Raw genomic sequence first — 20,158 nt, 5'->3', positions numbered from 1 at the left:
GCACACACCAGTGAGGGCCAGCCCATCGGAAGTGGGCTGGCCCTCGCTGCGACTGCCGGAAGCAGCCACCCCCAGTACAGCACGTTTCCCCTGATCAGACCCCGCTTCCGGCACGCCTGGGCGGGCTCGAACGACACCGAGAAGGAGTTCATCAGCCATGTCCGGCATCGACTGGGACAAGGAGTTCAGCCTCATGAACCCCCAGACCCCCCCGACCCCTCCGACGTCCCCCGCTTCTCCGGTCCCGGAGAAGCCGGAGAAGCCGGAGAAGCCCGCGACCTCGCGTTTCTCCGCCGCTGTCGGCGGGATGCGCCGCAACTCGGCGGCGCTCGCCGTGTGCGGCACGATCGCCGTCGTCGCCGTGTGCGGCACGGTCATCGCCGTTACCAACGTGCAGGCCGACCAGGCCGCCCAGGAGCGTGCGCGCGCCCAGGAGGCCGCCGCGAACGCCCTGGTCGCGGCGGAGGCCGACAAGCAGCGGGCGCAGATCGAGGAGGCCGCCGCCAAGGCCGCGTACGAGCGGGAGATGACCGTCTACCGCGAGTGCATGAAGGACCGCGCGGCGGCCGTCGCCAAGGCGACCGGCTTCGAGATCTCCAGGATCCCCGAGTGCGCCGCCCCCACCTTCAACGGCACGGCCTCCAGGGCCCAGCAGCCCGCTGGCGCCAGCTCCGACAGCGGCCTCACCTCCAGCCCCTGGCTGTGGGTGGCGCTCGTCGCGGGCGGCGGATTCATCGCCTACAAGAAACTCTCCACGCCCTCCGGTTCGGGCGCGGTAACCCCCATGAACGACAAGGGATTCACCTTCGAGAAGGGTGCATAAAATGACGCTTCAGTTCTTCGCTCTCGCCCTGTTCTGCTGGGCGCTGTTCTTCACCTTCAAGAAGACGAAGGGGAAGCAGATGGCGATCTGCATCATGCTGATCGTCTCCGGGATCTTCCTGCCCTACACGCCGTTCAGCGAGCAGATCCGCACCACGCTGGAGTCGGTGTTCAACACAGCGAACACGACCGTGAACAACATCGGCTCGTCGTCGCGCTGAGTGACCGATCGCGGTTACCGGTTACCGGTTACAGCCCCCAGAGACCCCCGGTTCTGCCCGCCAGGCGACCCGAACCAGGGGTCCTGAGGGCCTGTAACCGGTAACCGGTAACCGATCTCAACCACACAGAGTCACAGAAGGTAGGGTCATGGAACTCCTCGTACTCCTCGCCATCAGCTACCTGTTCGGCGTGGAGAAAACGCACGGGAAATACGAAGAGGCGGGAATCAAAAAGCCCCCCGCTAAACCGAAATCGAAATGGGAGCCGTCCCGGACTCCGGACACATTCCGAAACACGCCGTACAACATTGCGGCGAAAACACATTACGGCCTGCTGGTGGGCGCTCATATGGCCGGTGGCCTGCGCGACGGATGGCGCTCGGCCTACCTCAAGAAGCCTTCCGTTTCCCCTTCCGCAGACCCCTCTGAGGCGAAGCCGCCGAAGGGGAAGCCGTCCTCGACGACGCCGAAGGGGACGTCGTCCTCGACGACACCACCGTCCGCGCCCCCGCCGCCGACAACGCCCCCGCCGCCGACGGAGCCGCCGACGACTCCCCCGCCGCCGACGGCACCCCCGCCCTCGACGGCTCCTCCACCGCCGTCCGCACCCCCGCCGCCCCCGACGGCTCCCCCGCCGCCGACGGAGCCACCGGTGACGGTGCCGCCGGGGTCCGCGGTCCCGCCCTCGGGCACCATCCCGCGGCCCCGCACCGTCAAGCTGCCCGACGACATCCGGAAGGACCCCTCTATGCAGCCCAACCCGCCCGTCCCGCACACCGCGACCGTCGACGATAAGGGCGTCCACGTCACCACCGCAGCGGGCAAGTCCCGCACCTACAGCGGCGGTGAGGTCATGACCCTCACCCAGGTCATCGACCTCGCCGAGGGCTCGGCCACGCTGTGCCAGGCCAGCACCGACACCGCCCTGGAGCTCATGGACGAGGCCCTGGAGCTGGCCACCGACTGCGACACGCTCATCGCCGACATCACCGCGAAGGGCGTCGGCGAGCGCCTCATCGCCAAGTGCCAGCACCTCAAGGAGCAGCTCGACCTCCAGGCCGCCGCCGCCAAGGACGTCCACGACAAGATCCAGGGCGGCGAGGAGGCGTGCCGCACCGCCTCGGCGAACGCCGAGCTGCGGCACGGCGGGATCTTCCGGGCCGTCGCCGACTCCCCCCTGACCAAGCCCGCCGAGCGCGACTTCTACAACGCCCGCTGACCTAGAGAAGGAGAGGCCCCCGCATGAGCGCCACCGAGACCCTGAAGGACGCCGCGAACTACGCGGCCCTGCGCACCAAGCTGGCCTGGCTCACCCACAAGGTCCACGCCCACGCCCAGACCGTCACCACGCTCGCCGCCGACGTCAACGACGCCGCCGAGCAGATGCTCGACGCCTCCGAAACGATGAAGGCGCTGGCCGTCGACGACCAGACCACCAGCGAGTTCGCCGACGCCGCGCTGACCATGACCGGCGTCAAGGACGCGGCCGGCGCCTACACCTCCGCCGCCGACAGCGCCTCCGCGGCCGCCGACGACGCGAAGACCACCACCGAAACCGACCACGGCGGGATCGCCGACGCGGTCGACTCCTCCCCCGTTGAGATGGCCGAAGCCGGCTTCTACGCCCAGAGTTAAGGAGACCGAAGGACCATGGGGCCGACCCGAGCTCAGTTCGTTCAGTACGCGCCCGCCGCTCTCGCGGTGGTGCCACTCGCCGCCGGCCCCTGGTCCGCCCTCGCCGCCGCGGCGGCCGGAGCCGGAGCGTGGGCCGTCGGCGCCTCCGCCCCGGTTCTGCGGTCCCTGATCGCGTGCGGCCTCACCACCACCGGCTGCGGCATCGCCGCCAGCGAGGTCCTCGCCGTCGGCATGAACCCGCTGATCGCCCTCGGGCTCGCCGTCCCGGCCGGGGCGGCCGCCCTCGCCCACCACCGCAACCTCACCGGTCACACCCCCGCTGCCGCGCTCACGCCCGCGACCACCGTCCAGGCCACGGGCACGGGAACGGGGCTCAGCTCGCAGGAGCAGGTGATCGCCGCCTTCTGGGCGGAGTTCATCTCCGGCCCCACCCAGACCGAGGGCCGCAAGCTCATCCAGCCCGGCGCCACCCTGGAGCAGCTCGCCCTCCAGATCGACAGCCACGTGACGTTCACCGGGATCATCACCCTGCCCCCCGGGCAGCAGGTGAAGGTCCGGGAAGCCGACATCGCCTCCGTCTACAAGGTCCCCGTCTCCCAGGTGGAGCTGGGCGACCCCAAGCACTACGCGCCGAACGCCCTGCCGGTCACCGTGCAGCTGACGGCACCGGCGGCGCAGCCGCAGATCACGGCCGGTACTCCCACGACTCCCGAGGAGCTGTGGGCCGCGTACGTGGCCGGGCCTGAGGGCGCGATGCCCGGCACGACCCTGACCGTCACCCGCTACGACGGGCCGCTGGACTGGGAAGGCATTGCGACCCGCGACCGCCGGGCGATCGGCACCGTCAATCTTCAGGACCTCGCGGGCAACCTCGACCTGGAGACGATCCAGATCGCCCTGGCTCCCGGCGACAAGCCCAGCCAAATGGGGATCCGGGTGATGCGGGAACACGCGCTGATGCACGGCACGATGCTCTCCTCGGTTCTGGACGAGCTGGCGATGGACTCGCGCGGCTACGTCCGCGCCGGGACCTACGTCGACAGCCGGGCCGCGCTCCTGCCGCTCGCGCAGCCCGGGTCTGGTGCCCGCCACCTCTACCTGGTGGGCGGCTCCCGCTCGGGCAAGTCGGGGCTGCTGGAGCAGATCCTGCTCTCCGCCCACCTCTCCGGCATCGCGGTGATCCTCGCCTCCCCGCAGGCCGGGACCATCGCCGGCGCCTCGCTCTCGGCCTACCTCGGGGACGGCCTGGACGAGGCGATGGGCGCGCTGCGTCTGGCCTACGCGCTGATGCTCGACCGCGAGGCCCGTTACCGCAGCCCGGCGTTCCCGTTCACCGACCCGCTGGTCCTGTTCGTCGTCGACGAGGCGCACATGCTGCTGTCGGCCTCCTCCCCGTACCACGCGGAGGCCAAGGCGATCGTGGAGCAGCTGACCCGCCGGTCCCTCAAGCGGGGCATCGGCGTGGTCCTGGCCACCCAGACCCCGCTCGCCGAAGACCTCGGCAACAGCACGGTCATCCGCTCCCAGCTCCTCATCGGCGGCGGCGCGGTGTTCCTGCGCTGCGCCAAGGGCCAGGGCTCGCTGGTCGGGGCGAACGCGGTGGAGGGTGCGGAGGGCATCGACCTGTCGATGATCCCCTCGCAGTGGCCCGGCCAGTACGCCAAGGTCGCCGACCGCGACATGTCCGGCCTGGCCACCGAGGTCGCCGCCGCTCCCGAGGACGGCACCTTCGGCCTAGGCTACTTGCTCACGCCCGGCAGCCAGGCCGTGCAGTTCCGTTCCCTGCACCTGGACGTGCCGCCCGTCTCCCTCGCCGGAGGCGAGCCGCCGGTCGGGATCGAGGACTGCGACGCCTGGCGCGAGCGCGACGCCATCGCCCAGACACCGATGGTCGACAAGCGCGGCAAGAACCTGATCGGCAGCCTCGCCGACCTCCTCGCCGCAGCCGAGGGCGCCCCCTCCATCCAAGAGGCGGCCCACCACAACCCCGCCCATCTCCACGCCGTCCCCGCGCCCGTCCGGCCGGGTGGAGCCCCGGCGGCGTCCGAAGGACAGGAGCTGATCAAGCCGCGCATCCTCGAGCTCCTCCAGGAGCACTCCATCCCCATGACCGCCGAAACCATCGCCCGCAAGCTCGAGACCTCCGCGAAGAACGTCAAGCCGCGACTGTCCGAGCTGAAGAAGCGGGGCGAGGTCACCAACGAGAACGGACTGTGGAAGGCAGCAGGATGAACACCCGAACCCAGAACGGATTCACCCCCGTCGACCAGGACCTGTACGCGAAGGCGTTCCAGCTCCTCGACCCCGACCCCACCCCGGAACCCGCCGCCCCCGCCGCCCTCGCGGCTCCCGCGCGGTTTCCCCTCACCACCGCTCCTGCGGTACGCCTGACCGGGCCGGTGGAGAAGACCCTCACCGACGCGCTCGCGTTCCTCGACACCCACGGCTGGGCCAGGTACTCCCTCGTCCACCCCGAGGGCGCCCGCTGCTCCATCGGCGCCCTGCGCGCCGCGGCTGGCTCCCGCAACGCCGCCTACCGCGACGCCGGGAACCTCCTGCTGGACGAGGCCCGCCGCCAGCACGGCAAGAAGTGGGAGACCATCCCGTCCTGGAACGACTCCCACAGCGGAGCGCAGGTGCGTAGCGTGTGGGAGGCCGCCATCCGGCGTGCCCACCGCATGAACATCTGACCGGCTGGAGCTGCCTTGTCGTTCTCGTTCACCAACCCCGAACCGGACCGTGACAGGTCGTTCTCGTTCACCGGCCCGCAGCCGGGCAGCGACGACGGCCGCTCGTTCTCGTTCACTGGCTCGGACCCGGCTGACATCGACAGGCAGCTCCAGACGATCGCCGACATGGCCACCGAGATCCTGCGCCTCGTCGCGGACGTCCGCAGGCAGATCAACACCTGACCACCCGCCTCCGCCCAGACGCGGAAGGCCCGCACAGCTCGTCATCACGCCCCGCCCGGAACCTCCTTCCGGGCGGGGCGTCGCCGTTCCCTGCCCGAACCACCCTCACCCCGCAGGAGCCCGACCGCCGTGCACCGATACCGCTACCGCTGCACCATCTGCCGCACCACCAGCCCCGTCGTCCTCGACCCCGACGACCTGGACGCCGAAGGCACCGCCCACCGCCAGGGCGTCCACGGCGGACACATCCCCGACGACGAGATCGCCGGCCAGATAGACCGCCTCGGCCGCTGGTACGCCGCCCTGTCCCCGCTGGCCGCGCTCCACGCCCGCATCGCCGACGCCCTCAGCGACCTGCGCGACGAGAAGACGATGGGCCACTACTGGTGGGCCAGCGCCGGCGCCGCCCTCCTGATCGGCGGGACAGCCGCCCTCACCCTCCTCCTCGTCGCCGCCGCTCTCTGACCCCCGGCCCCGACCACCCCTTCGCCCGCGAAAGGAACAGCCTTGACCTCCCCTCAGATCCAGCACTGCCAGCACAGCCGCCGGCCCAGCCGTATCGAAGCCCCCGCGATCACCGAGATGGTGGCGGCCATGGCGCACCTGAAGGACGCGCTCGCCGACCCCCGCGACACCGCCGCCTTCTACACCGACGGCCACGGCCAGCACCTCGTCCCCGGATGGGTCCGCGGCAACGCCGACCGCCTCCGCGAGCTCCTGGACCAGCTCGTCGCCAGTACCCCGACGACAAGGCGCCCCAGACCGACGCCCCCGGTGTGCAGGACCTCACCCCGGACCAGGCGCCCGCGCTGAACAACCCCGCGCTCACCGTCGCCTGCCCGGCCTGCGACTCCCAGCCCGACGCCCTGTGCACCTCCCACAGCGGCACCCGGCCCCGCCGCCACGACGTCCACCGCGCCCGCACCGCCGCCCTCGCGGCCACCCGCTGATCCGGTCACCCCGTCCGGCCACCGGCACCACCGCCCCCACCCCCGGGGGCGGCTGGTCCCGGTGACCGGGCAGGCCGCCCGGCCACCGCCCCCCTTCCCCACGCCCCATCGACGGACCGCCCGCCGACGGGGCACAGCACTGCCCGCCATTAACCCCTTGTTGGAGGACACCTCGTGCTCACTCCCCGTACGCGCCGCCGGATCGGGCGCCCGCGCCCGCAGCGCCCCGGCCCCCGCTACCCGCAGCACCCCGCCCGGCTCCCCGGCACCTGGAGCAGGTGATGGCCGACCAGGACCAGGGCCTGGTCGACGTCGACCCGCACGACCCCGGCGACGGCTCGCTACCGGTCTTCCGCTGGAAGCAGGCCGGGCGCGAAAACCTCGCGACCCGCCGCCAGCTGCGGGAGATGGGGCTGCGCCCCGGAGGAGCCGAGCCGGTCGCCCGGATCGAATGCCGCGGCGGGAAGCGGTGGGCGTGGCTGTACCGGATCGACCTGGCGAAGCCGAAGTTCGCGATGACGCTTGCGAAGGAGGCCGCGCTCGACAAGGCGATGGCTGCTCGTCAGACGTGTCCCGGGCCCTGTGGCCGGCGCTATTTCCACTGCCTTCCCTTGCAGACCTTGGGGTCGTGCTTGGAGTGCTTCGACGGCACGCCCGCCGACCCCAGCTCCTACATCGCTCCCTCGGCGCCGGATCACCGGCTCGCCGCATGACCCGAGAGGATCACCAGCCCATGAGCACCGCCGTTCGTGCCTCCGCCTTCACCGAGCCCGACCGTCCCAAGGGCCTGCTTATCCGGTTCGTCACCACCGGCGGCTCGTACGTCGACGTCACCGGCTCCGGCGAGAACGCCCACGACAACCGCTGGAGCTGCCTCGGCTGCGGCGACTCCTCCCGCAGCCCGGAAGTCAGCTACCTGTTCCGCGTCCGGCCGGACGCCAACGACCATGCCACCGCCTGCCGCGCGATCCCGCTGACGTGACCGGCCGCCGCCTGCGGGCCGCCCTGCTTGCCGCCGCCGTTCCGCTCGCTGCGGCGGTGGCGGCTGCCGCGCTCAGGACTGCCCGGTTCGAGCTCTACGTGGACCGGTACCGCCTCGAGCTCACGCCCCTGCCCCGGCCCGACTGCCCCGACTGCCGCGGCGAGGGCGGCTGGTGGGCCGGCGGTCCTGACCCCGACATGGAGGCGTGCGGCTGCTGGACCGACCGGCGTGGACTGCGCCTGCCCCTCCTGCCGCGCCCCGCCTGGTGGGACGAACCCCCCTTCTGATCCGCCCCACTCCGCTTTGAATCGGCCCGCTGCCCGGCGGGCTGTCCTTATCTCTCTCCGAGGAGAATCCCGTGCGCGCATCCGTACGTCGCCCCATTCAGGCCCTGCTCGGCGCCATCGACACGATCGCCCTGTGGGCCGGTGCCGTAGCCGGCGCTGTGACCGGCTACGCCTACTACCCCGTCGGCTTCGACGCCGACTGGCGCCTGCCCGCCGCAGGCGTCATCGCGCTCAGCAGTGCCTTCACGCTCAGCATGGCGCTCGACGCCGCTCTCGCCCCGGTCCGCCGCCGCGCCTACGGCATCACCCCGCCCGCCTCCACCGACACCGGCATCCCGGACGGCCTGGACGAGGCGCTCGACCAGATCGCCGCGGCCGCCGAGGACGACGCGGCGCACCGGGCCGCCCAGCACGCCTACCGCATCGACCTCAGCGACGGCCTGCTCCGCGACGTCGACCGGTGGCGCGGCTACACCACCGGGGAGGCCACCTTCTACCTGGCCCCCGGCACGGTCCTGCACTACAGCCGCGGGGAGAACGAGCGCGGCATCGCCCAGCACCACTACACCCTCCTCACCGCCGACGACCCGACGCCGGTCCCCATCACCAACGTCCGGCAGATCCACGAGGACCTCCTGCACACCCGTAAGACGGCCGAGGCCGCCGACGCGGTGGTGCCGAGCACGGTCTGACGGCTCCCTGTGCCGCCCCCTGGCCCGCGCCCTCGCGCGGAGTCCGGGGGCGGTGCGGAGGACCGGACAGCCCGGCCCTGCCCCGCCCTCACGAAGGAGCCCCCGTGACCGCCTTACCGCCCCGCACCGCCGAGCGCCTGGCCCTCTTCGGCACCCTCCTCAGCGTCTTCGACGCCGTCCACCCGCTGTGTGACCACTGGGTCCAGTCCAGCGACGACGCGCGCTTGAAGGGCCTGCACGGCGACCACTACGTCTACGCCGACGGCACCCCGCTGCCCGACGGCGCCGACCCGGTCGACTCCGACGTCCCGGTCTACCGGGCGAGCGTCCTGGGCCGGGCCGCCGCCTGCCGGCACGTCCGCTCCTACACCGCCGTCCAGCTCGCCACCGCCCTCAGCGTCACCCGCGCCCTCGGGCACCGCGTCCCGATCGGGGCGCTCCTCGCCGGCGCCGCCGTCAACGCGGCGACGCATCTGGTGATCGACCGGCGCGAGCCGCTGCTGAAGCTCGCCGACACCTTCGGCAAGCGCGGCTACGTCGACCACTGCACCGCCGCCCGCGTCAACGACAAGGGCGAGGTCACCGCCGAACTCTCCGGGCCCGGGTCCGCGCTGATGGAGCTGGACCAGGCCCTCCACCGGGCCATCGGCATCGGGGCCGCGGCGCTGACCACCTGGCTCGCCACCCGCCCCCGCGCCCACCGGTGACCGTCGCCCGCAGCCGCCTGGAGCGCGTCCGCGCCTCCGCCGGGATCGCCCAGCTCGCCCTCCAGCAGATCGAGGACGAACTCGCCGGCCCCGCCGACGCGGAGTTCCTGGCCGGGATGCTGCGGGAGCTGTTCGACGAGACCGACCCACAGGGCGGCCTCCTCGGCTCGCTCCAGCAACTCCTCACCACCGCCGCGAAGACGGCCCTGCGCACCCCGATCGACCAGGACGACGCTGAAGCCGCGGCCTGCGCGCTCGAGGAAGCCGCCGACTTCGTCATCGACTCCGCCGGGATGCGCCTGCACCAGGCCACCTCCACCCTCCACCCGCAGGGAGAACACCCGTGACCCGCACCTTCACCGCCACCCTCCAGCCGCTCGACACGACCATCCCCGACCCCGCGCTCATCGTCCTGATCGGCGCCGCCGGCTCCGGCAAGTCGACCTTCGCCGCCACCTGGAACCCCTCCCAGGTGCTGGAGCTCGACGCGTTCAGGGCGATGGTCTCGGACGAGGCCGGAGACCAGCAGGCCACCGCCGACGCGGTCGCGGCCCTGCGGACCGTCCTGGAGGCCCGCCTGACCCGCAAGAAGACGACCGTCGTAGACGCCACGAATTGCGAGCGCGCCGTGCGGGCGGGGCTGGTGCAGGCCGCCCGCCGCCACGGCGTCCCGGCGGTCGCGGTCCTCATGGGCACCCCGGTGTCCCTGTGCGTCATCCGGCAGACCGCCCGCACCCCTGACCGCGCCGTGCCCGCCGACACCGTCCGCGCCCAGCACACCGCAGCCACCACCGCATTCCCCGGCCTGCGCGGCGAGGGCTTCGACCACGTCGTCTTCGCCGACCAACTCCACCGCCTGGAGCCGCTGCTGCAGCGCGCCAGCGACACCCGCCGCGCCGACCTCGGCTGGGACGGCAACCCTGGCCTCGGTTCCCTCCTTCTCGTTCGCAGGGTCTTCGGGGACGCGGTCCTGCCGCTGTGGCGGTGGGCGGAGGGCTCCACGCTCGCCGGCGGCGACCGCGTCGCCGAGATCACCCTCGGCGCCGACCGCCTCATCCTCGCCCTGCGCGAGAACGTCGACGGCCAGGGCGACTACGGCTTCGACCTGCTGACCGCCTGCCCCGTCGACGACGAGTGCACCGCCCCGGCCTGGGCCCCCGCCCACTCGGTCACCACGCTCCTCGACGCGCTCACCGGTCACCTGGCCAACGCTCCGGACATCGTCTGCACCGTCCACGGCGACGGCGACGACCAGGAGGCCGACGCCCCCGAGGACGACCTCCAGGTCCCGTACGCGGACGAGGCCGCGTGAGCCGCGCCGCCGACGGCCCGCACCCGCACCCGCTCACCCCGGCCGAACTCCCGGCCGGGGACGAGTGGTGGCGCGGCTGCCCGGACTGCCATCTACCCATCCAGGGCGGGGCTGCGGGCCTCGCCGCGCACTGCCGCACCGTCCACGACCCGCGCCGCGACTACGGCGACCGCCGCAAGCCCATCACGATCCGGGTCGACTTCTGACGACCGGTCCGGCCGGGCTTCCCCTCCCCTTCACCGTCCTGCTTTCCCGCCGCCGGGCCGGGTCCACCACGGGCCCGGCCCGGCTCATTGAGTGAGGAGCACCCCTTGCACAGCGCCTTCCCCGACCGGCTGCCCGAGATCCGGGCCCGGCTCGCCGCCCTGCCCGACACCACCTGGCGCCAGCGCTCCGGCGACGCCGGCCTCATCGAGGACATCACCGGCCAGCCGGTCGCCGTCCTCGGCGCCAGCGGCGACACCAAGCTCCCCGCCGGAGAGCTCATTGCCCACGCCCCGGCCGACATCGCCTGGCTGGTGGCCGAGGTCACCCGACTGCGCTGCCGGGACGCCATGGTCACCGCGCTCCACCAGCAGCTCGACCGGTCCGGCCACCTGCTCTCCACCCGGCAGATCGCAACCGTCATCGGCCACCCCGGCCCCACCACCGCAAGGAGCGCCCGATGACGTTCCGCACCGACAGCGCCGAACCGGGCCGGGACGACTACGACCTGGCCCGCCTCCTGGTCTGGGAGCGCGGCTTCGCCAAGTACGACGCCGACCCCGAAGCCGACCTCCTGCGCCGCGTCCACGAGCTCTTCACCGAGGCCGAGTACCACCGCGCGCTGGGCTACCTCGCGGCCAGCGAGCAGGACGCCGACCGCCTCACGGCGATCGAGGCCGGCCTTGGCGAGGACACCACCAGCGACACGGCCTGGCTCGCCGGACAGCTCCGCACCGCGTGGGCCCGCCTCGACGAGCTCCGTGACCGGATCGACAACTCCGGCACCCTGATCGACCTCCACTACATGGCCGAGGGCATCGACTACGTCCAAGGCTCCCGCGTCCAGAACGAACTCAAGGACACCGTCCGATGACCATCACCGACACCGCCCCGGCCATGAGGCCCGACCCGCTGGAGCGCCTCGGGGCCGTCCTGATCCAGCGCCTGGGCGGGGCCTGGGTGCCCGACACCCGGCCCGGCGACCGGGCGGTCACCCTCCTGCACTCCGTCACCGACCGCAGGATCGGCGCCGACCCGTACCAGGGCCGGGTCATCCTGCAGGCGTGGACGAAGGGCACCACCGCCGTCACCCCGACCGCCGCCTACACCCCGGACCTGACCGGGCACGAGGATCTGGAGGACTGGCTGTCGATGGGCGACCTCGCCGCCGCGAGCGCGGTGATGGCCGCCGTGGTCCACCAGCTCCTCGTGCAGCTGCCCGCCGAGCCGGGCGACACCGCGGCCGAGGAGGTCCTCGCGACCCGGGCGAGCGAACTCGCCGAGAAGGCGACCGAGTTCGCCGCCGCCCTGATCCACCGCCGGCCCGTCCGGGACGCCGCGCGCGAGCTCTACCGCTTGGCCGTCCAGATGGTCGAGACGGCCGACGTCGTTGACGACCACCGCGGCTACTGACCGTCTCGCCACCACCTCCGGCCCGCCGCTGTATCCAGGGACCGGACGGGGTGCGGGTCGTGACGGCCGCTCAGCGGTCGGACCGGCACGCGCGTACGTCCCGAGGACCGTGCGCCGTGCCGCGCGAGGGGCGGCTGACCTGCACCAACACAAAAAGGCATCCTTGAAAGATGCCAAGCACTAGAAATGCATCCTTCGAGGATGCACCATTGATGTGTGGGGGCCACCCGGCCCCACGCTCTCCGATCAAGGAGCACGCTTTGAGCAGCGAGAAGATCCACGTCATGAACACCGCCGGCGCCATCGAGCTGGACCTGTCGGTCTCCCACGGCGCGGTCAACGTCACCGTCGACCCCAAGGCCGTCCACGGCCGGGTCCGCGTCCACACCGCCGCCACCGAGGGCCCCGTCGCCGACGCCGTGAACGACACCCTGTTCACCGAGCGCGGCAACAAGCTCACCGTCTCCGTCCCCGACGACACCGCCGGGCAGACCGGCGGCAGCTACTCGGTGATGCAGGTCGGCGGGAACGTCGTCAGCTTCAACGGCGGCGTCATCAACACCGGCACCATGACCGGCATGACCATCAGCAACGGAGACATCTGGGTCGGCGGCCAGCGCGTCGTGGCCGGCGGCCGGGTCGTCGCCGAGCAGCGCACCGTCGTCAGCGGCGCGACCGGCACGATCACCGTCGACATCGTCCTCCCCGCGGGGTCCTCGCTGGCCGTGAACACGAAGAACGCCGAGACGACCGTGCGCGGCGACCTGGAGGCCATCCGCTTCGACGCCCGCAACGGCTCGCTCCAGGCGGGCGGCGTGAAGGTCCTCGAGGCCGAGACCCACAACGGCTCCGTGCTGATCGACCGCGTCGAGACGGAGCTGGAGGCGAGCACCCACAACGGCTCCATCACCATCGCGCCTACAACGGCCACCGCGGCTCCGCCCGCACCCACAACGGCGACGTGACGATCAGCGCCACCCCGGCCTTCTCCGGCCGCCTCGCCGCCCGCACCCACAACGGCAACATCCGCATGCGCGGCGCCGGTCACCTGGACCTGAAGACCTCCACCCACAACGGCCGCGTCTGGTGACGCCCCGGGGCGGCCGCCTACCGGCTACCAACCTTGCCGGCCGCCCCGGGCCTCCCAACCCGCTCCACGAAGGAGCAGGGGGCAGACACATCGTCCCTCAACTCCCCCTGGAGCCCGACATGACCCCCCGCCCCGACGACCAGGCCCGCGCCGAGCTGCGCGACCTGGTCGCCCAGGCCAGCCAGCGCCGCGAGTCCGAGCACGAGCGCATCGAGACCGAGTTCTGGCAGGAGATCGACCGCCTGCAGCGCCGGTACCACGGCGCGCAGCAGGACGTCGCCAATGCCTTGGACGTCAAGCGCAACCAGATCCTGCGGCAGACCAAGCGTTACGGGTCCGCCGACCAGGACCCCGCCGCTGACAACGGCTGAACCCGCACCGCCGTTCCGGCCCGGCTTCCCCGGGCCGGAACGGCCCTCGCTCCCGCTTCCCTCTCCGTCGCGACCGCGACGGGCTTCCACGCCGCCCCGGCCACCAAGGCCGGGACGGCGCGGTGGCCCCTCACGCACCAGCGGAGGAAGGAGATGGGCGTCATGCCGAACCGCGAGTTCTACGAGGTCGACGTCCCGATACACGACACCGCCAGCCCCACCCTGCGGGGGCTGCACGTCTTCACCGGCGTCGCGGACTCCCCCACCACGGCCCTGCGCCGCGCCCACGAGGTCTACGACGCCGCGCGCACGGCGGGCCTCGAGGACCCCGGCAGGCAGCCGGACGGCTGGGGAGCGTCCGGGATCCGGCCCGGCTGGGAGATGGAGTGGACGGCCGCCAAGGCCGGCCGCTGGCACAACCCGCTCAGCTGCACCCCCCACAGCGACTTCGCGCTGTAGCTCCACCCCGGGACAGGCGCTCACGGCGTCCAAACCGACCGCCTGCCCCGGGTCTACCCATCCCGTACGAGACGAGACGGAGAACCCCAGTATGTCGTCCCTCCTGCGCGCTCGAAGCCGGTTCGGCCAGCGCACCCTGTTACTGACGACCGCCGCCGTGCCGCTGACCGGCTGGGCCGTCCACGCCGTCGCCCTGCACCGGCAGCTCGCCGCCACCCGACGCGACCCGCTGACCGGCCTGCTGCGCCGCGACGCCTACACGAGCCGCGCCCGCCGGCTCCTGGCCCGACACGGCGACACGGCCGTGGTCATGGTCGACGCCGACAGGTTCAAGGCGGTGAACGACACGATGGGGCACCCGGCCGGGGACGCCGTCCTCGCGGCGTTCGGTGCACGGCTCACCACCTGGGCGGGCCCGCGCGCAGCGGTCGGCCGCCTCGGAGGCGACGAGTTCGCCGTGGTCCTGGAACTGCCCGCCGACCGCCGCGCGCTCCGCCTGGAGCAGCTGGTCCGGATGCTGCACACCCCGGTCACGCTGGACGACGGCCGCACCGTCGACGTCGCCGCCTCGGTCGGCGCCGCCACCCCGGAAGCCGTCGGCAGCCGGGACCTGTCGCTCCTTCAGCGGGCGGCCGACGCTGCCCTGTACGACGGCAAGCACACCGGCCGCCCGGTCCTCGCCACCGCCGCGCACGCCTCCGTGCCGTCCGTCAACGGGCGCCGCGCAGGCCGACCGGGCACGGCCGTCTGGGGGCGAGCGGCATGACCACTCCGCCCCTTCCGCCGACCGGCGACTGGATCCGCGGCATCACGATCCGCCAGCCCTGGGCCACCTGCATCCTCGCCGGGAAGACCACGGAGAACCGGCCCGCGAACTGGCCGTGGCGCGGCTGGGTCCTCATCCACGCCGGGAAGGCGAAACCGGACCCCGCCCTGCTGCGTGACCCACTGGTGGCCACCGCGATCCGCGGCCGCGAGCTCCACCGCGGCGCGGTCATCGGCGTCGCCCGGCTCACCGACTGCCACCCCGACCAGGGCCCCGAGCGCTGCACCAGCCCCTGGGCGCAGCGCGACGCGCACCACCTAGTCCTCGACGACGTCCGCGAGCTGCCCCTCCCGGTGCCCGCCACCGGCGCGCTCTCCGCCTGGAGACCGACGCCGGACCTCGTCGCCCTGGTCCTCCAGCAGCTGCCCAACCTGCGGCCGTGACCGCCCGGCGCCGCCACCTGCGCGCGGTGCCCGCACAGCCGGAGCAGCCCACGGCGCCGGTCCAGCTCCTGAACTGGCGCCACTCCGCGCACTTCGGGCCGCCCGCCCCGTGCGTGCTGTGCGGCACCACCACCCCGCTGAGGTCCCACGCCAAAGAGCCCGTCCACAAAGTCTGCGCGGAGCTCTGAAACGCGGCGCACCCCAGCGAGACCCCGGTTCGTCTCCGACCAGCCCAAGGGCGGCGCGACAACCGACCACGCCTGAACCCCTCACCTCCAGCCGGAGGACCCATGAGCAGCACCGACCACGACGTCGACCACACCCTCGCCTACCCCGAGCCGCCGGCCTCCCCGCTCTGGCACCGCCACGGCGCGAAGGCCCGCCCGCTCACCGACGCACAGCGCCAGCGCAACCGCGAGCTCCTGGTCCTCGCCCAGCGCACCACCCAACCCCACGCCCCTCGCACCACCGAGACCCTGGCGGAGGCCAGCTGATGGACACCAAGCACTGCGCCCTCGACGGATGGGTCGACGCGATACCCGCCCCCGGCCCGCGCGACACCGCCACCTTCGACCTGATCGTCCCCACCGACCTCGACTCGGTCAAAGAAGACATCCACGACACGGTCGTCACCTGCACCAGCGGCGACCCGAGGATCGTCCACGAGCTGCTGACCGCCATCCAGCCCGGCGACCTGCTGCGCGCGACCGGCACCCTGGTCCAGCCGCCGTCGCCCGGCGAGCCCGCCCGGCTCGTCGTCGACGCCCTGGAAGTCCTCGACACCGCGCTGGTCCCGGTCCTGTGCGACATGGTGCTCGACCGGTACGGCGACTACGTCGTCATCTTCGAACCCGACCGCGAGGAGGTCCCCGTCTTCACCGCGTACGGGGCGTGGATCGGCCTGGCGGACAACCCCGACGCCATCGCCAACCTCATCGACACCCACGAGCGCGTGAACGGCGGCGACTCCTGATGGCCACCACCGAGCAGCCCCGGACCGTCCTGGAGCGGTTCCCCGCCGGAGCTCCGCGCGGCTCCTGGCCGGCCGAAGAGTACGCAGCCGCCCAGCGCGCCCAGGGCACCAATGCTCAGGTCGTGATGGACCTGCCCAGCGACCAGTTCCTCGTGGTCACCGGCACCACCACCCAGTAGCACCACCCGGAGCGCCCGCGCCCACCCTTCCCGGCCGGGCGCAGCGCTCCCCGTGTTCCCGCACCTCATCACCGAGCAGGAGGCTCCCTTGCGTACGATCCGGCTGATCTCGTTCGGCTACCTGCAACTGCCCACCGGCCCGGACGGCTCCCCCGTCCCGCCCGCCGCCGACCGCATCGAAGACGTCCGCGACCGGCTCCGCGACCTGGCCGCCGCCCGCGACATCCTCGACCTCGACGGCCTCGACCCCCGCGTCCAGGACGTCGTCCTCAACACGCCCGGCGCTTGCGAGCTGCTCGCCAACCTCGCCGACTACGCGACCCTGCCCGCCGGCCCCCGCCGCATCGCCATCGGCTGTGCAGGCGGCAAGCACAGGGCCGCCAGCCTCACTGAACTCCTTGCCCGAGAAGTCCGCGCCCGCGGCCTCCAGGTCGACGTCGAACACCTCCACGTCCATCTGCCGCGCGTTCTCAAGACGACCGACACCGACACCCGGCCGCGCCGGTGACCGCCGCCGACCCCCAGTTTTGGACCCCCGGCCAAGCCCCGGCTTCACCTCGGTCCTCGGCGGCCTGCACATCACCGGCCTGCCCGCCCCGGATGCCGACGAAGGCGACCACCCCGCGCTCTTCGTCCTCCTTGGCCACCGCCGCTGGGTCACCGCCATCCAGGCCGCCGACCTCTATATGCGCCGCGTCCAAGACTGCACCCGCTGGTGCCTCTACCCCGACGACGACCCCGGCGAGGTAATCCCCCGCATCCCCCGCGCCCTTCACACCCACGCCGCCATCCACTGCCACCCCGACGGCACCTGGAACCTCGCCTGGGCCCGACCCGACGAGCCCGGCGCCATCCCTGTCACCGGCATGCGGCACTCCGCTACCCCGGCAGCAGCCGTCGCCGTACCCAACCCCAACCTGGAACCCCAGCCCGCCACCTGGGCCCGCTGACAACGCACCACGATGAAGGCCGCCGCCTCCGCACCTTCGCGGAGGCGGCGGCTTTTTTGGTTTCGGGGGCGGCCTCCCTGGCGCCCACGTCAAAACCCGGTTTTGAACGGTTCAGCCATGAAGCCCCCAGCGAGGGTGGTCACCTGGTGACATCTCCATTGAGCTCTCTCCAGGCCAGAGGCTCGCGGTGAGTAGTTCAAAACCGGGTTTTGAAGAAGACCGGCGGTGAGCAGGCAGCCTCTGATGCCAGCCGTTCAAAACCCGGTTTTGAACCACGACACGCCTCCAGTACTTCCCGGCAGGGCGATACGTGGCATCCTGTCCCGGTCCGCTAGTACCAGCCAGTCCGGCTGGGAAGCATACGGAGCATCAGGAGTACCACCCATGGCACGGATCACCGCGCTCATCAACCGCAAGGGTGGAGTCGGAAAGTCGACTCTCACCGTCAACACCGCGGCCATCACCGCTCACGTTCTGGGCGCCTCCCCCGAAGGCGACCCCTACTACGTTGCAGCCGTCTCCGCCGACCCCCAGGGCTCGACCACCTGGTGGTCAGAGCGAGTCGGCCAGGAGCTCCCCTTCTCCTTCGAACAGATCAACTCCAAGGACGACCTGGAGCTGTTCGCCGCCCTGAAGAAGTCCCGCAAGATCAAGCACGCCTTCATCGACACCCCGGGATGGATGGACCTTCCCGAGGACGAGAAGGAAGAGGCCGGCGACCCGTTCGGCAAGAGCACCGCCGCCGACGCCATGCGCGCCGTCCTGGCCAACGCCGACGACATCATCGTCCCCGTCGAACCCGAGCCGCTCGGGTTCATGCCGACCCGCGACACCATCGAGGAAGTGGTCAAGCCACTCGGCATCCCCTACCTCGTCGTCATCAACAACTGGGACCCCCGAGACGGCGAAGCCGACCTCGACCAGACCAAGGACTTCGTCCGCGCCCAAGGCTGGAACCTGGCCAACACCGTCGTCCGCCACTACAAGGTCCACACCCGGGCAGCACTCGAAGGCACCGTCGTCACCCAGTACAAGAAGAACCGGGTCGCGATGGAAGCCCGTGAAGACTTCTACCAGCTCGCCCTCGAGCTCGGCGCTGGCAAGAAGGGCTCCCGCTGATGGCGACGAAGAAGCCCTGGGCCGACCTCCTCGACGGACCGGGAAAGCCCGGCAGCAAGAGGGCCTCCGCCGACGAGCCGGCCAAGCCGGAGACGCCGCCGACCACCGCCTACATGCACATGCTCGTTGGCAACCCGGAGAACCCCCGCACCGACGCCGACTACTCCGACGACGACCCCGACTTCCGCGAACTCAAAGAGTCGATGCAGTCCGTCGGACAACTCCAGCCCGCCGTCGCCATGTCCCGCGAGGCCTTCCTCCGCGTCAAGCCCGAGCACGGCTCCAAGCTCGGCGACGCCCAGTGGGTCATCATCCTCGGCAACCGGCGCTTCCACGCAGCCAAGCAGCTCGGCTGGACAAAGCTCGAGATCCGCGTCCGTGACCGCCTCGGCAACGAAGACGACGACAAACTCGACGAAGCCGTCATCATCGAGAACATCCACCGCAAAAACATCCCTCCCTACAAGGAGGCCGAGTTCCTGCAGCGGATGATCGAACGCCACGGATCCCAGGAGAAGGTCGCGGAGCGCATCGGCAAGTCCCAGATGTACGTCTCCAACCGCCTGGCCCTGCTCAACCTGCCGCCCGAGCTTCAAGAAGCTGTCGACACCAAGCAGCTCAAGGTCAAGACAGCCGAGAAGATCGCCCGGATCCAGGACCCGGAACAGCAGAAGGCCATCGCTGCCGAGGAGCTGAGCAAGGCCCAGGCGCCGAAGGCCACACGCAAGCGCACGGCCGCTCCGGTGACCTCGCCGGTTCAAAACCCGGTTTTGAGCCCTGCACCGGAAGCCGCGCCGAACAGTGGGGGAGCGGCGGCAGCAACGTCCCCCGGCATCAGCGAACCCACCCGCCTCGTTCCAGAACCTCGGATCACCACGCTCCCGCAGGCACCGACAGGAACCGAAGCGCTCTGGCATGACGGCTCCGCACTCATGGACGCGGCATTCGCCCATCTGGACCCGGCACAACGGAGCGCGTTCATCCTGCGCTACTTCCGACGCAGCCGAGGAGTAGAGGCCGTCATCGCCGATATGAGAGGAGACCTCACCCCGCAGGACCGCGCCTCGCTCGCAGACATCCTCGAAGAGGTTACTGCCGGCCTCCGAGACGCATAGCCCAACCGGAAGCCTCTGCTCTCCATAGTGATGAGCAGGGGCTTCCGTGCATAGGTGCACCCGCAGTTATAGCCAGGTGTCCAGGACGCACCTTCAAGTGCTTACGCCGTAGGCACTCGGAACCTGGAACCTCAGCGCCCGGTATGACCGAGCCAAGCTCTGCAGCCCTCCGGAAGGGCGGTGCGAATGCCGTGGAGCAAGCCCTCTGGAGCATGGACCTCGAGCAGCGCAGTCGCTTCCTATACCGCTACACCGAACTTGCTGGCAACACCGACACACTGGTCGAAGACCTCGCCCGCGGACTGGCCACCCCCGGCCGCCTCCAGCTCGCCACCATCCTTGAAGAGAACTTCCGACGACTCAAACAGCTTTAATAACCCACCACGCAAGAGGGGCCAGCCCATAAGGCTGGCCCCTCTTGCGTTGCATCTCTTCCAACCGCCCTCAAGAGCGATTTACTGATCGTTTCAGAATGAGATGAGCCGTGGGTCTTGTGCTCGGTGATCTTGGTCGGCAGGGTGTCCGGGTGCGTGCTGATCTTGTCCCGGATGACCTG

General features: G+C 71.5%; 38 protein-coding genes. 36 read left to right on the top strand and 2 right to left on the bottom strand.

The annotated features are described in order from the left end of the window. Positions 1-157: 157 nt before the first annotated feature. Both OO47_RS27000 and OO47_RS26995 read left to right on the top strand, forming a co-directional pair. Complete coding sequence (locus tag OO47_RS27000) at positions 158-823, top strand: hypothetical protein (RefSeq protein ID WP_030220441.1); 666 nt, start codon at positions 158-160, stop codon at positions 821-823. Between the two features lies 1 nt (position 824). Then, positions 825-1,043: a hypothetical protein gene (locus tag OO47_RS26995; protein ID WP_030220439.1), complete on the top strand. Its 219-nt coding sequence runs from the start codon at positions 825-827 to the stop codon at positions 1,041-1,043. 384 nt (positions 1,044-1,427) lie between these two features. Here OO47_RS26995 and OO47_RS36995 read toward each other — a convergent pair whose 3' ends face one another. Further along, positions 1,428-1,775 (bottom strand): hypothetical protein, encoded by a 348-nt coding sequence (locus OO47_RS36995; protein WP_158708701.1) that lies wholly within the window; start codon positions 1,773-1,775, stop codon positions 1,428-1,430. Positions 1,776-1,791: 16 nt separating this feature from the next. Here OO47_RS36995 and OO47_RS26985 point away from each other — a divergent pair, with 16 nt between their 5' ends. The 34 genes from OO47_RS26985 to OO47_RS26830 all read left to right on the top strand — a co-directional run bounded on the left by OO47_RS26985 (position 1,792) and on the right by OO47_RS26830 (position 19,976). Then, positions 1,792-2,262, top strand: a complete 471-nt coding sequence (locus OO47_RS26985) for a hypothetical protein (RefSeq protein WP_030220437.1) — start codon at positions 1,792-1,794, stop codon at positions 2,260-2,262. 23 nt (positions 2,263-2,285) lie between these two features. Then, on the top strand, positions 2,286-2,678 hold the full coding sequence (locus OO47_RS26980) for a hypothetical protein (RefSeq protein ID WP_030220435.1): 393 nt from the start codon (positions 2,286-2,288) through the stop codon (positions 2,676-2,678). 15 nt (positions 2,679-2,693) lie between these two features. Further along, positions 2,694-4,910, top strand: a complete 2,217-nt coding sequence (locus OO47_RS26975) for a type IV secretory system conjugative DNA transfer family protein (protein WP_030220433.1) — start codon at positions 2,694-2,696, stop codon at positions 4,908-4,910. Beyond that, complete coding sequence (locus tag OO47_RS26970; RefSeq protein WP_234323305.1) at positions 4,907-5,368, top strand: DUF6197 family protein; 462 nt, start codon at positions 4,907-4,909, stop codon at positions 5,366-5,368. Before OO47_RS26975 ends, OO47_RS26970 begins: the two co-directional genes overlap by 4 nt. A gap of 15 nt (positions 5,369-5,383) precedes the next feature. Continuing rightward, entirely contained in the window at positions 5,384-5,590 is a 207-nt protein-coding gene (locus OO47_RS26965; protein ID WP_030220426.1) for a hypothetical protein, read from the top strand. 129 nt (positions 5,591-5,719) lie between these two features. After that, the gene (locus OO47_RS26960) at positions 5,720-6,055 is read left to right on the top strand and encodes a hypothetical protein (RefSeq protein WP_030220423.1); all 336 of its coding nucleotides are present in this window, start codon (positions 5,720-5,722) and stop codon (positions 6,053-6,055) included. Positions 6,056-6,097: 42 nt separating this feature from the next. Next, positions 6,098-6,403: a hypothetical protein gene (locus tag OO47_RS26955; RefSeq protein WP_030220421.1), complete on the top strand. Its 306-nt coding sequence runs from the start codon at positions 6,098-6,100 to the stop codon at positions 6,401-6,403. After that, positions 6,367-6,540 carry a zinc finger domain-containing protein gene (locus OO47_RS36990; protein WP_158708700.1) on the top strand — a complete coding sequence of 58 codons (174 nt, stop codon included), beginning with the start codon at positions 6,367-6,369 and terminating at the stop codon, positions 6,538-6,540. The genes OO47_RS26955 and OO47_RS36990 overlap by 37 nt, the downstream gene beginning before the upstream one ends. Positions 6,541-6,821: 281 nt before the next feature. Further along, positions 6,822-7,253 carry an RRQRL motif-containing zinc-binding protein gene (locus tag OO47_RS26950; RefSeq protein ID WP_030220418.1) on the top strand — a complete coding sequence of 144 codons (432 nt, stop codon included), beginning with the start codon at positions 6,822-6,824 and terminating at the stop codon, positions 7,251-7,253. A 20-nt stretch (positions 7,254-7,273) separates the two neighbouring features. Next, positions 7,274-7,522 (top strand): hypothetical protein, encoded by a 249-nt coding sequence (locus OO47_RS26945; RefSeq protein ID WP_030220415.1) that lies wholly within the window; start codon positions 7,274-7,276, stop codon positions 7,520-7,522. Next, the gene (locus OO47_RS26940; RefSeq protein WP_030220414.1) at positions 7,519-7,809 is read left to right on the top strand and encodes a hypothetical protein; all 291 of its coding nucleotides are present in this window, start codon (positions 7,519-7,521) and stop codon (positions 7,807-7,809) included. The genes OO47_RS26945 and OO47_RS26940 overlap by 4 nt, the downstream gene beginning before the upstream one ends. Before the next feature lie 71 nt (positions 7,810-7,880). Further along, positions 7,881-8,501 carry a hypothetical protein gene (locus tag OO47_RS26935; RefSeq protein WP_030220411.1) on the top strand — a complete coding sequence of 207 codons (621 nt, stop codon included), beginning with the start codon at positions 7,881-7,883 and terminating at the stop codon, positions 8,499-8,501. A gap of 104 nt (positions 8,502-8,605) precedes the next feature. Next, positions 8,606-9,208 carry a hypothetical protein gene (locus OO47_RS26930; RefSeq protein WP_030220408.1) on the top strand — a complete coding sequence of 201 codons (603 nt, stop codon included), beginning with the start codon at positions 8,606-8,608 and terminating at the stop codon, positions 9,206-9,208. Beyond that, the gene (locus OO47_RS26925) at positions 9,205-9,555 is read left to right on the top strand and encodes a hypothetical protein (protein WP_030220407.1); all 351 of its coding nucleotides are present in this window, start codon (positions 9,205-9,207) and stop codon (positions 9,553-9,555) included. Before OO47_RS26930 ends, OO47_RS26925 begins: the two co-directional genes overlap by 4 nt. Beyond that, positions 9,552-10,520, top strand: a complete 969-nt coding sequence (locus tag OO47_RS26920) for an ATP-binding protein (protein WP_234323304.1) — start codon at positions 9,552-9,554, stop codon at positions 10,518-10,520. The genes OO47_RS26925 and OO47_RS26920 overlap by 4 nt, the downstream gene beginning before the upstream one ends. Then, the gene (locus tag OO47_RS26915) at positions 10,517-10,726 is read left to right on the top strand and encodes a hypothetical protein (protein WP_030220401.1); all 210 of its coding nucleotides are present in this window, start codon (positions 10,517-10,519) and stop codon (positions 10,724-10,726) included. The genes OO47_RS26920 and OO47_RS26915 overlap by 4 nt, the downstream gene beginning before the upstream one ends. A 105-nt stretch (positions 10,727-10,831) precedes the next feature. Further along, complete coding sequence (locus tag OO47_RS26910) at positions 10,832-11,188, top strand: hypothetical protein (protein ID WP_030220399.1); 357 nt, start codon at positions 10,832-10,834, stop codon at positions 11,186-11,188. Next, positions 11,185-11,598: a hypothetical protein gene (locus tag OO47_RS26905; protein ID WP_030220396.1), complete on the top strand. Its 414-nt coding sequence runs from the start codon at positions 11,185-11,187 to the stop codon at positions 11,596-11,598. The genes OO47_RS26910 and OO47_RS26905 overlap by 4 nt, the downstream gene beginning before the upstream one ends. After that, positions 11,595-12,137 carry a hypothetical protein gene (locus OO47_RS26900; protein WP_030220392.1) on the top strand — a complete coding sequence of 181 codons (543 nt, stop codon included), beginning with the start codon at positions 11,595-11,597 and terminating at the stop codon, positions 12,135-12,137. The genes OO47_RS26905 and OO47_RS26900 overlap by 4 nt, the downstream gene beginning before the upstream one ends. A 260-nt stretch (positions 12,138-12,397) precedes the next feature. Continuing rightward, complete coding sequence (locus OO47_RS26895) at positions 12,398-13,102, top strand: hypothetical protein (protein ID WP_030220388.1); 705 nt, start codon at positions 12,398-12,400, stop codon at positions 13,100-13,102. Next, entirely contained in the window at positions 13,099-13,227 is a 129-nt protein-coding gene (locus OO47_RS38515) for a hypothetical protein (RefSeq protein ID WP_267883721.1), read from the top strand. The genes OO47_RS26895 and OO47_RS38515 overlap by 4 nt, the downstream gene beginning before the upstream one ends. A 119-nt stretch (positions 13,228-13,346) precedes the next feature. Then, positions 13,347-13,598 carry a hypothetical protein gene (locus OO47_RS26890; RefSeq protein WP_030220383.1) on the top strand — a complete coding sequence of 84 codons (252 nt, stop codon included), beginning with the start codon at positions 13,347-13,349 and terminating at the stop codon, positions 13,596-13,598. A gap of 162 nt (positions 13,599-13,760) precedes the next feature. Beyond that, positions 13,761-14,057: a hypothetical protein gene (locus OO47_RS26885; protein WP_030220379.1), complete on the top strand. Its 297-nt coding sequence runs from the start codon at positions 13,761-13,763 to the stop codon at positions 14,055-14,057. A 91-nt stretch (positions 14,058-14,148) separates the two neighbouring features. Further along, a complete protein-coding gene (locus OO47_RS26880; protein ID WP_030220376.1) occupies positions 14,149-14,823 on the top strand; it encodes a GGDEF domain-containing protein in 675 nt (224 codons plus the stop codon). Continuing rightward, a complete protein-coding gene (locus OO47_RS26875; protein WP_030220373.1) occupies positions 14,820-15,266 on the top strand; it encodes an ASCH domain-containing protein in 447 nt (148 codons plus the stop codon). The genes OO47_RS26880 and OO47_RS26875 overlap by 4 nt, the downstream gene beginning before the upstream one ends. Then, complete coding sequence (locus tag OO47_RS26870) at positions 15,263-15,454, top strand: hypothetical protein (RefSeq protein WP_030220369.1); 192 nt, start codon at positions 15,263-15,265, stop codon at positions 15,452-15,454. Before OO47_RS26875 ends, OO47_RS26870 begins: the two co-directional genes overlap by 4 nt. A 102-nt stretch (positions 15,455-15,556) precedes the next feature. After that, positions 15,557-15,760 carry a hypothetical protein gene (locus OO47_RS26865; RefSeq protein ID WP_030220366.1) on the top strand — a complete coding sequence of 68 codons (204 nt, stop codon included), beginning with the start codon at positions 15,557-15,559 and terminating at the stop codon, positions 15,758-15,760. Further along, positions 15,760-16,239 carry a hypothetical protein gene (locus tag OO47_RS26860; RefSeq protein ID WP_051716287.1) on the top strand — a complete coding sequence of 160 codons (480 nt, stop codon included), beginning with the start codon at positions 15,760-15,762 and terminating at the stop codon, positions 16,237-16,239. Before OO47_RS26865 ends, OO47_RS26860 begins: the two co-directional genes overlap by 1 nt. Continuing rightward, entirely contained in the window at positions 16,239-16,418 is a 180-nt protein-coding gene (locus OO47_RS26855; RefSeq protein ID WP_030220362.1) for a hypothetical protein, read from the top strand. Before OO47_RS26860 ends, OO47_RS26855 begins: the two co-directional genes overlap by 1 nt. A gap of 88 nt (positions 16,419-16,506) precedes the next feature. Then, a complete protein-coding gene (locus tag OO47_RS34145; protein ID WP_106969483.1) occupies positions 16,507-16,926 on the top strand; it encodes a RapZ C-terminal domain-containing protein in 420 nt (139 codons plus the stop codon). Positions 16,927-16,945: 19 nt separating this feature from the next. Next, entirely contained in the window at positions 16,946-17,368 is a 423-nt protein-coding gene (locus tag OO47_RS26845; protein ID WP_051716286.1) for a hypothetical protein, read from the top strand. 384 nt (positions 17,369-17,752) lie between these two features. Beyond that, a complete protein-coding gene (locus tag OO47_RS26840; RefSeq protein WP_030220353.1) occupies positions 17,753-18,487 on the top strand; it encodes a ParA family protein in 735 nt (244 codons plus the stop codon). Beyond that, positions 18,487-19,602: a ParB/RepB/Spo0J family partition protein gene (locus OO47_RS34140; RefSeq protein WP_051716285.1), complete on the top strand. Its 1,116-nt coding sequence runs from the start codon at positions 18,487-18,489 to the stop codon at positions 19,600-19,602. The genes OO47_RS26840 and OO47_RS34140 overlap by 1 nt, the downstream gene beginning before the upstream one ends. Before the next feature lie 212 nt (positions 19,603-19,814). After that, positions 19,815-19,976, top strand: a complete 162-nt coding sequence (locus OO47_RS26830; protein WP_158708699.1) for a hypothetical protein — start codon at positions 19,815-19,817, stop codon at positions 19,974-19,976. On the opposite strand, the gene OO47_RS38105 is transcribed toward OO47_RS26830, so the two are convergent. Continuing rightward, positions 19,973-20,158, bottom strand: a 186-nt coding sequence (locus tag OO47_RS38105) for a hypothetical protein (protein ID WP_209440462.1), incomplete at its 5' end; no start/stop codon positions are given. The two genes, OO47_RS26830 and OO47_RS38105, sit on opposite strands and share 4 nt — an antisense overlap.

It is taken from the genome of Streptomyces bikiniensis (genome assembly GCF_000716625.1).
Classification (GTDB): Bacteria; Actinomycetota; Actinomycetes; order Streptomycetales; family Streptomycetaceae; genus Streptomyces; species Streptomyces bikiniensis.
Note: the sequence above shows the minus strand (reverse complement) of the source record. Positions and strands in the feature narration are given on the sequence as shown.

Coding starts and splice junctions, on each gene's coding strand:
- OO47_RS26830 (WP_158708699.1), top strand. CDS start 19,815: ATGGACCTCGAGCAGCGCAGTCGCTTCCTATACCGCTACACCGAACTT.
- OO47_RS26985 (WP_030220437.1), top strand. CDS start 1,792: ATGCAGCCCAACCCGCCCGTCCCGCACACCGCGACCGTCGACGATAAG.
- OO47_RS27000 (WP_030220441.1), top strand. CDS start 158: ATGTCCGGCATCGACTGGGACAAGGAGTTCAGCCTCATGAACCCCCAG.
- OO47_RS26875 (WP_030220373.1), top strand. CDS start 14,820: ATGACCACTCCGCCCCTTCCGCCGACCGGCGACTGGATCCGCGGCATC.
- OO47_RS26995 (WP_030220439.1), top strand. CDS start 825: ATGACGCTTCAGTTCTTCGCTCTCGCCCTGTTCTGCTGGGCGCTGTTC.
- OO47_RS26900 (WP_030220392.1), top strand. CDS start 11,595: ATGACCATCACCGACACCGCCCCGGCCATGAGGCCCGACCCGCTGGAG.
- OO47_RS34140 (WP_051716285.1), top strand. CDS start 18,487: ATGGCGACGAAGAAGCCCTGGGCCGACCTCCTCGACGGACCGGGAAAG.
- OO47_RS26970 (WP_234323305.1), top strand. CDS start 4,907: ATGAACACCCGAACCCAGAACGGATTCACCCCCGTCGACCAGGACCTG.
- OO47_RS26840 (WP_030220353.1), top strand. CDS start 17,753: ATGGCACGGATCACCGCGCTCATCAACCGCAAGGGTGGAGTCGGAAAG.
- OO47_RS26945 (WP_030220415.1), top strand. CDS start 7,274: ATGAGCACCGCCGTTCGTGCCTCCGCCTTCACCGAGCCCGACCGTCCC.
- OO47_RS26950 (WP_030220418.1), top strand. CDS start 6,822: ATGGCCGACCAGGACCAGGGCCTGGTCGACGTCGACCCGCACGACCCC.
- OO47_RS26880 (WP_030220376.1), top strand. CDS start 14,149: ATGTCGTCCCTCCTGCGCGCTCGAAGCCGGTTCGGCCAGCGCACCCTG.
- OO47_RS36995 (WP_158708701.1), bottom strand. CDS start 1,775: ATGTCGTCGGGCAGCTTGACGGTGCGGGGCCGCGGGATGGTGCCCGAG.
- OO47_RS26860 (WP_051716287.1), top strand. CDS start 15,760: ATGGACACCAAGCACTGCGCCCTCGACGGATGGGTCGACGCGATACCC.
- OO47_RS26885 (WP_030220379.1), top strand. CDS start 13,761: ATGCCGAACCGCGAGTTCTACGAGGTCGACGTCCCGATACACGACACC.
- OO47_RS26905 (WP_030220396.1), top strand. CDS start 11,185: ATGACGTTCCGCACCGACAGCGCCGAACCGGGCCGGGACGACTACGAC.
- OO47_RS26890 (WP_030220383.1), top strand. CDS start 13,347: ATGACCCCCCGCCCCGACGACCAGGCCCGCGCCGAGCTGCGCGACCTG.
- OO47_RS26865 (WP_030220366.1), top strand. CDS start 15,557: ATGAGCAGCACCGACCACGACGTCGACCACACCCTCGCCTACCCCGAG.
- OO47_RS26980 (WP_030220435.1), top strand. CDS start 2,286: ATGAGCGCCACCGAGACCCTGAAGGACGCCGCGAACTACGCGGCCCTG.
- OO47_RS26855 (WP_030220362.1), top strand. CDS start 16,239: ATGGCCACCACCGAGCAGCCCCGGACCGTCCTGGAGCGGTTCCCCGCC.
- OO47_RS26975 (WP_030220433.1), top strand. CDS start 2,694: ATGGGGCCGACCCGAGCTCAGTTCGTTCAGTACGCGCCCGCCGCTCTC.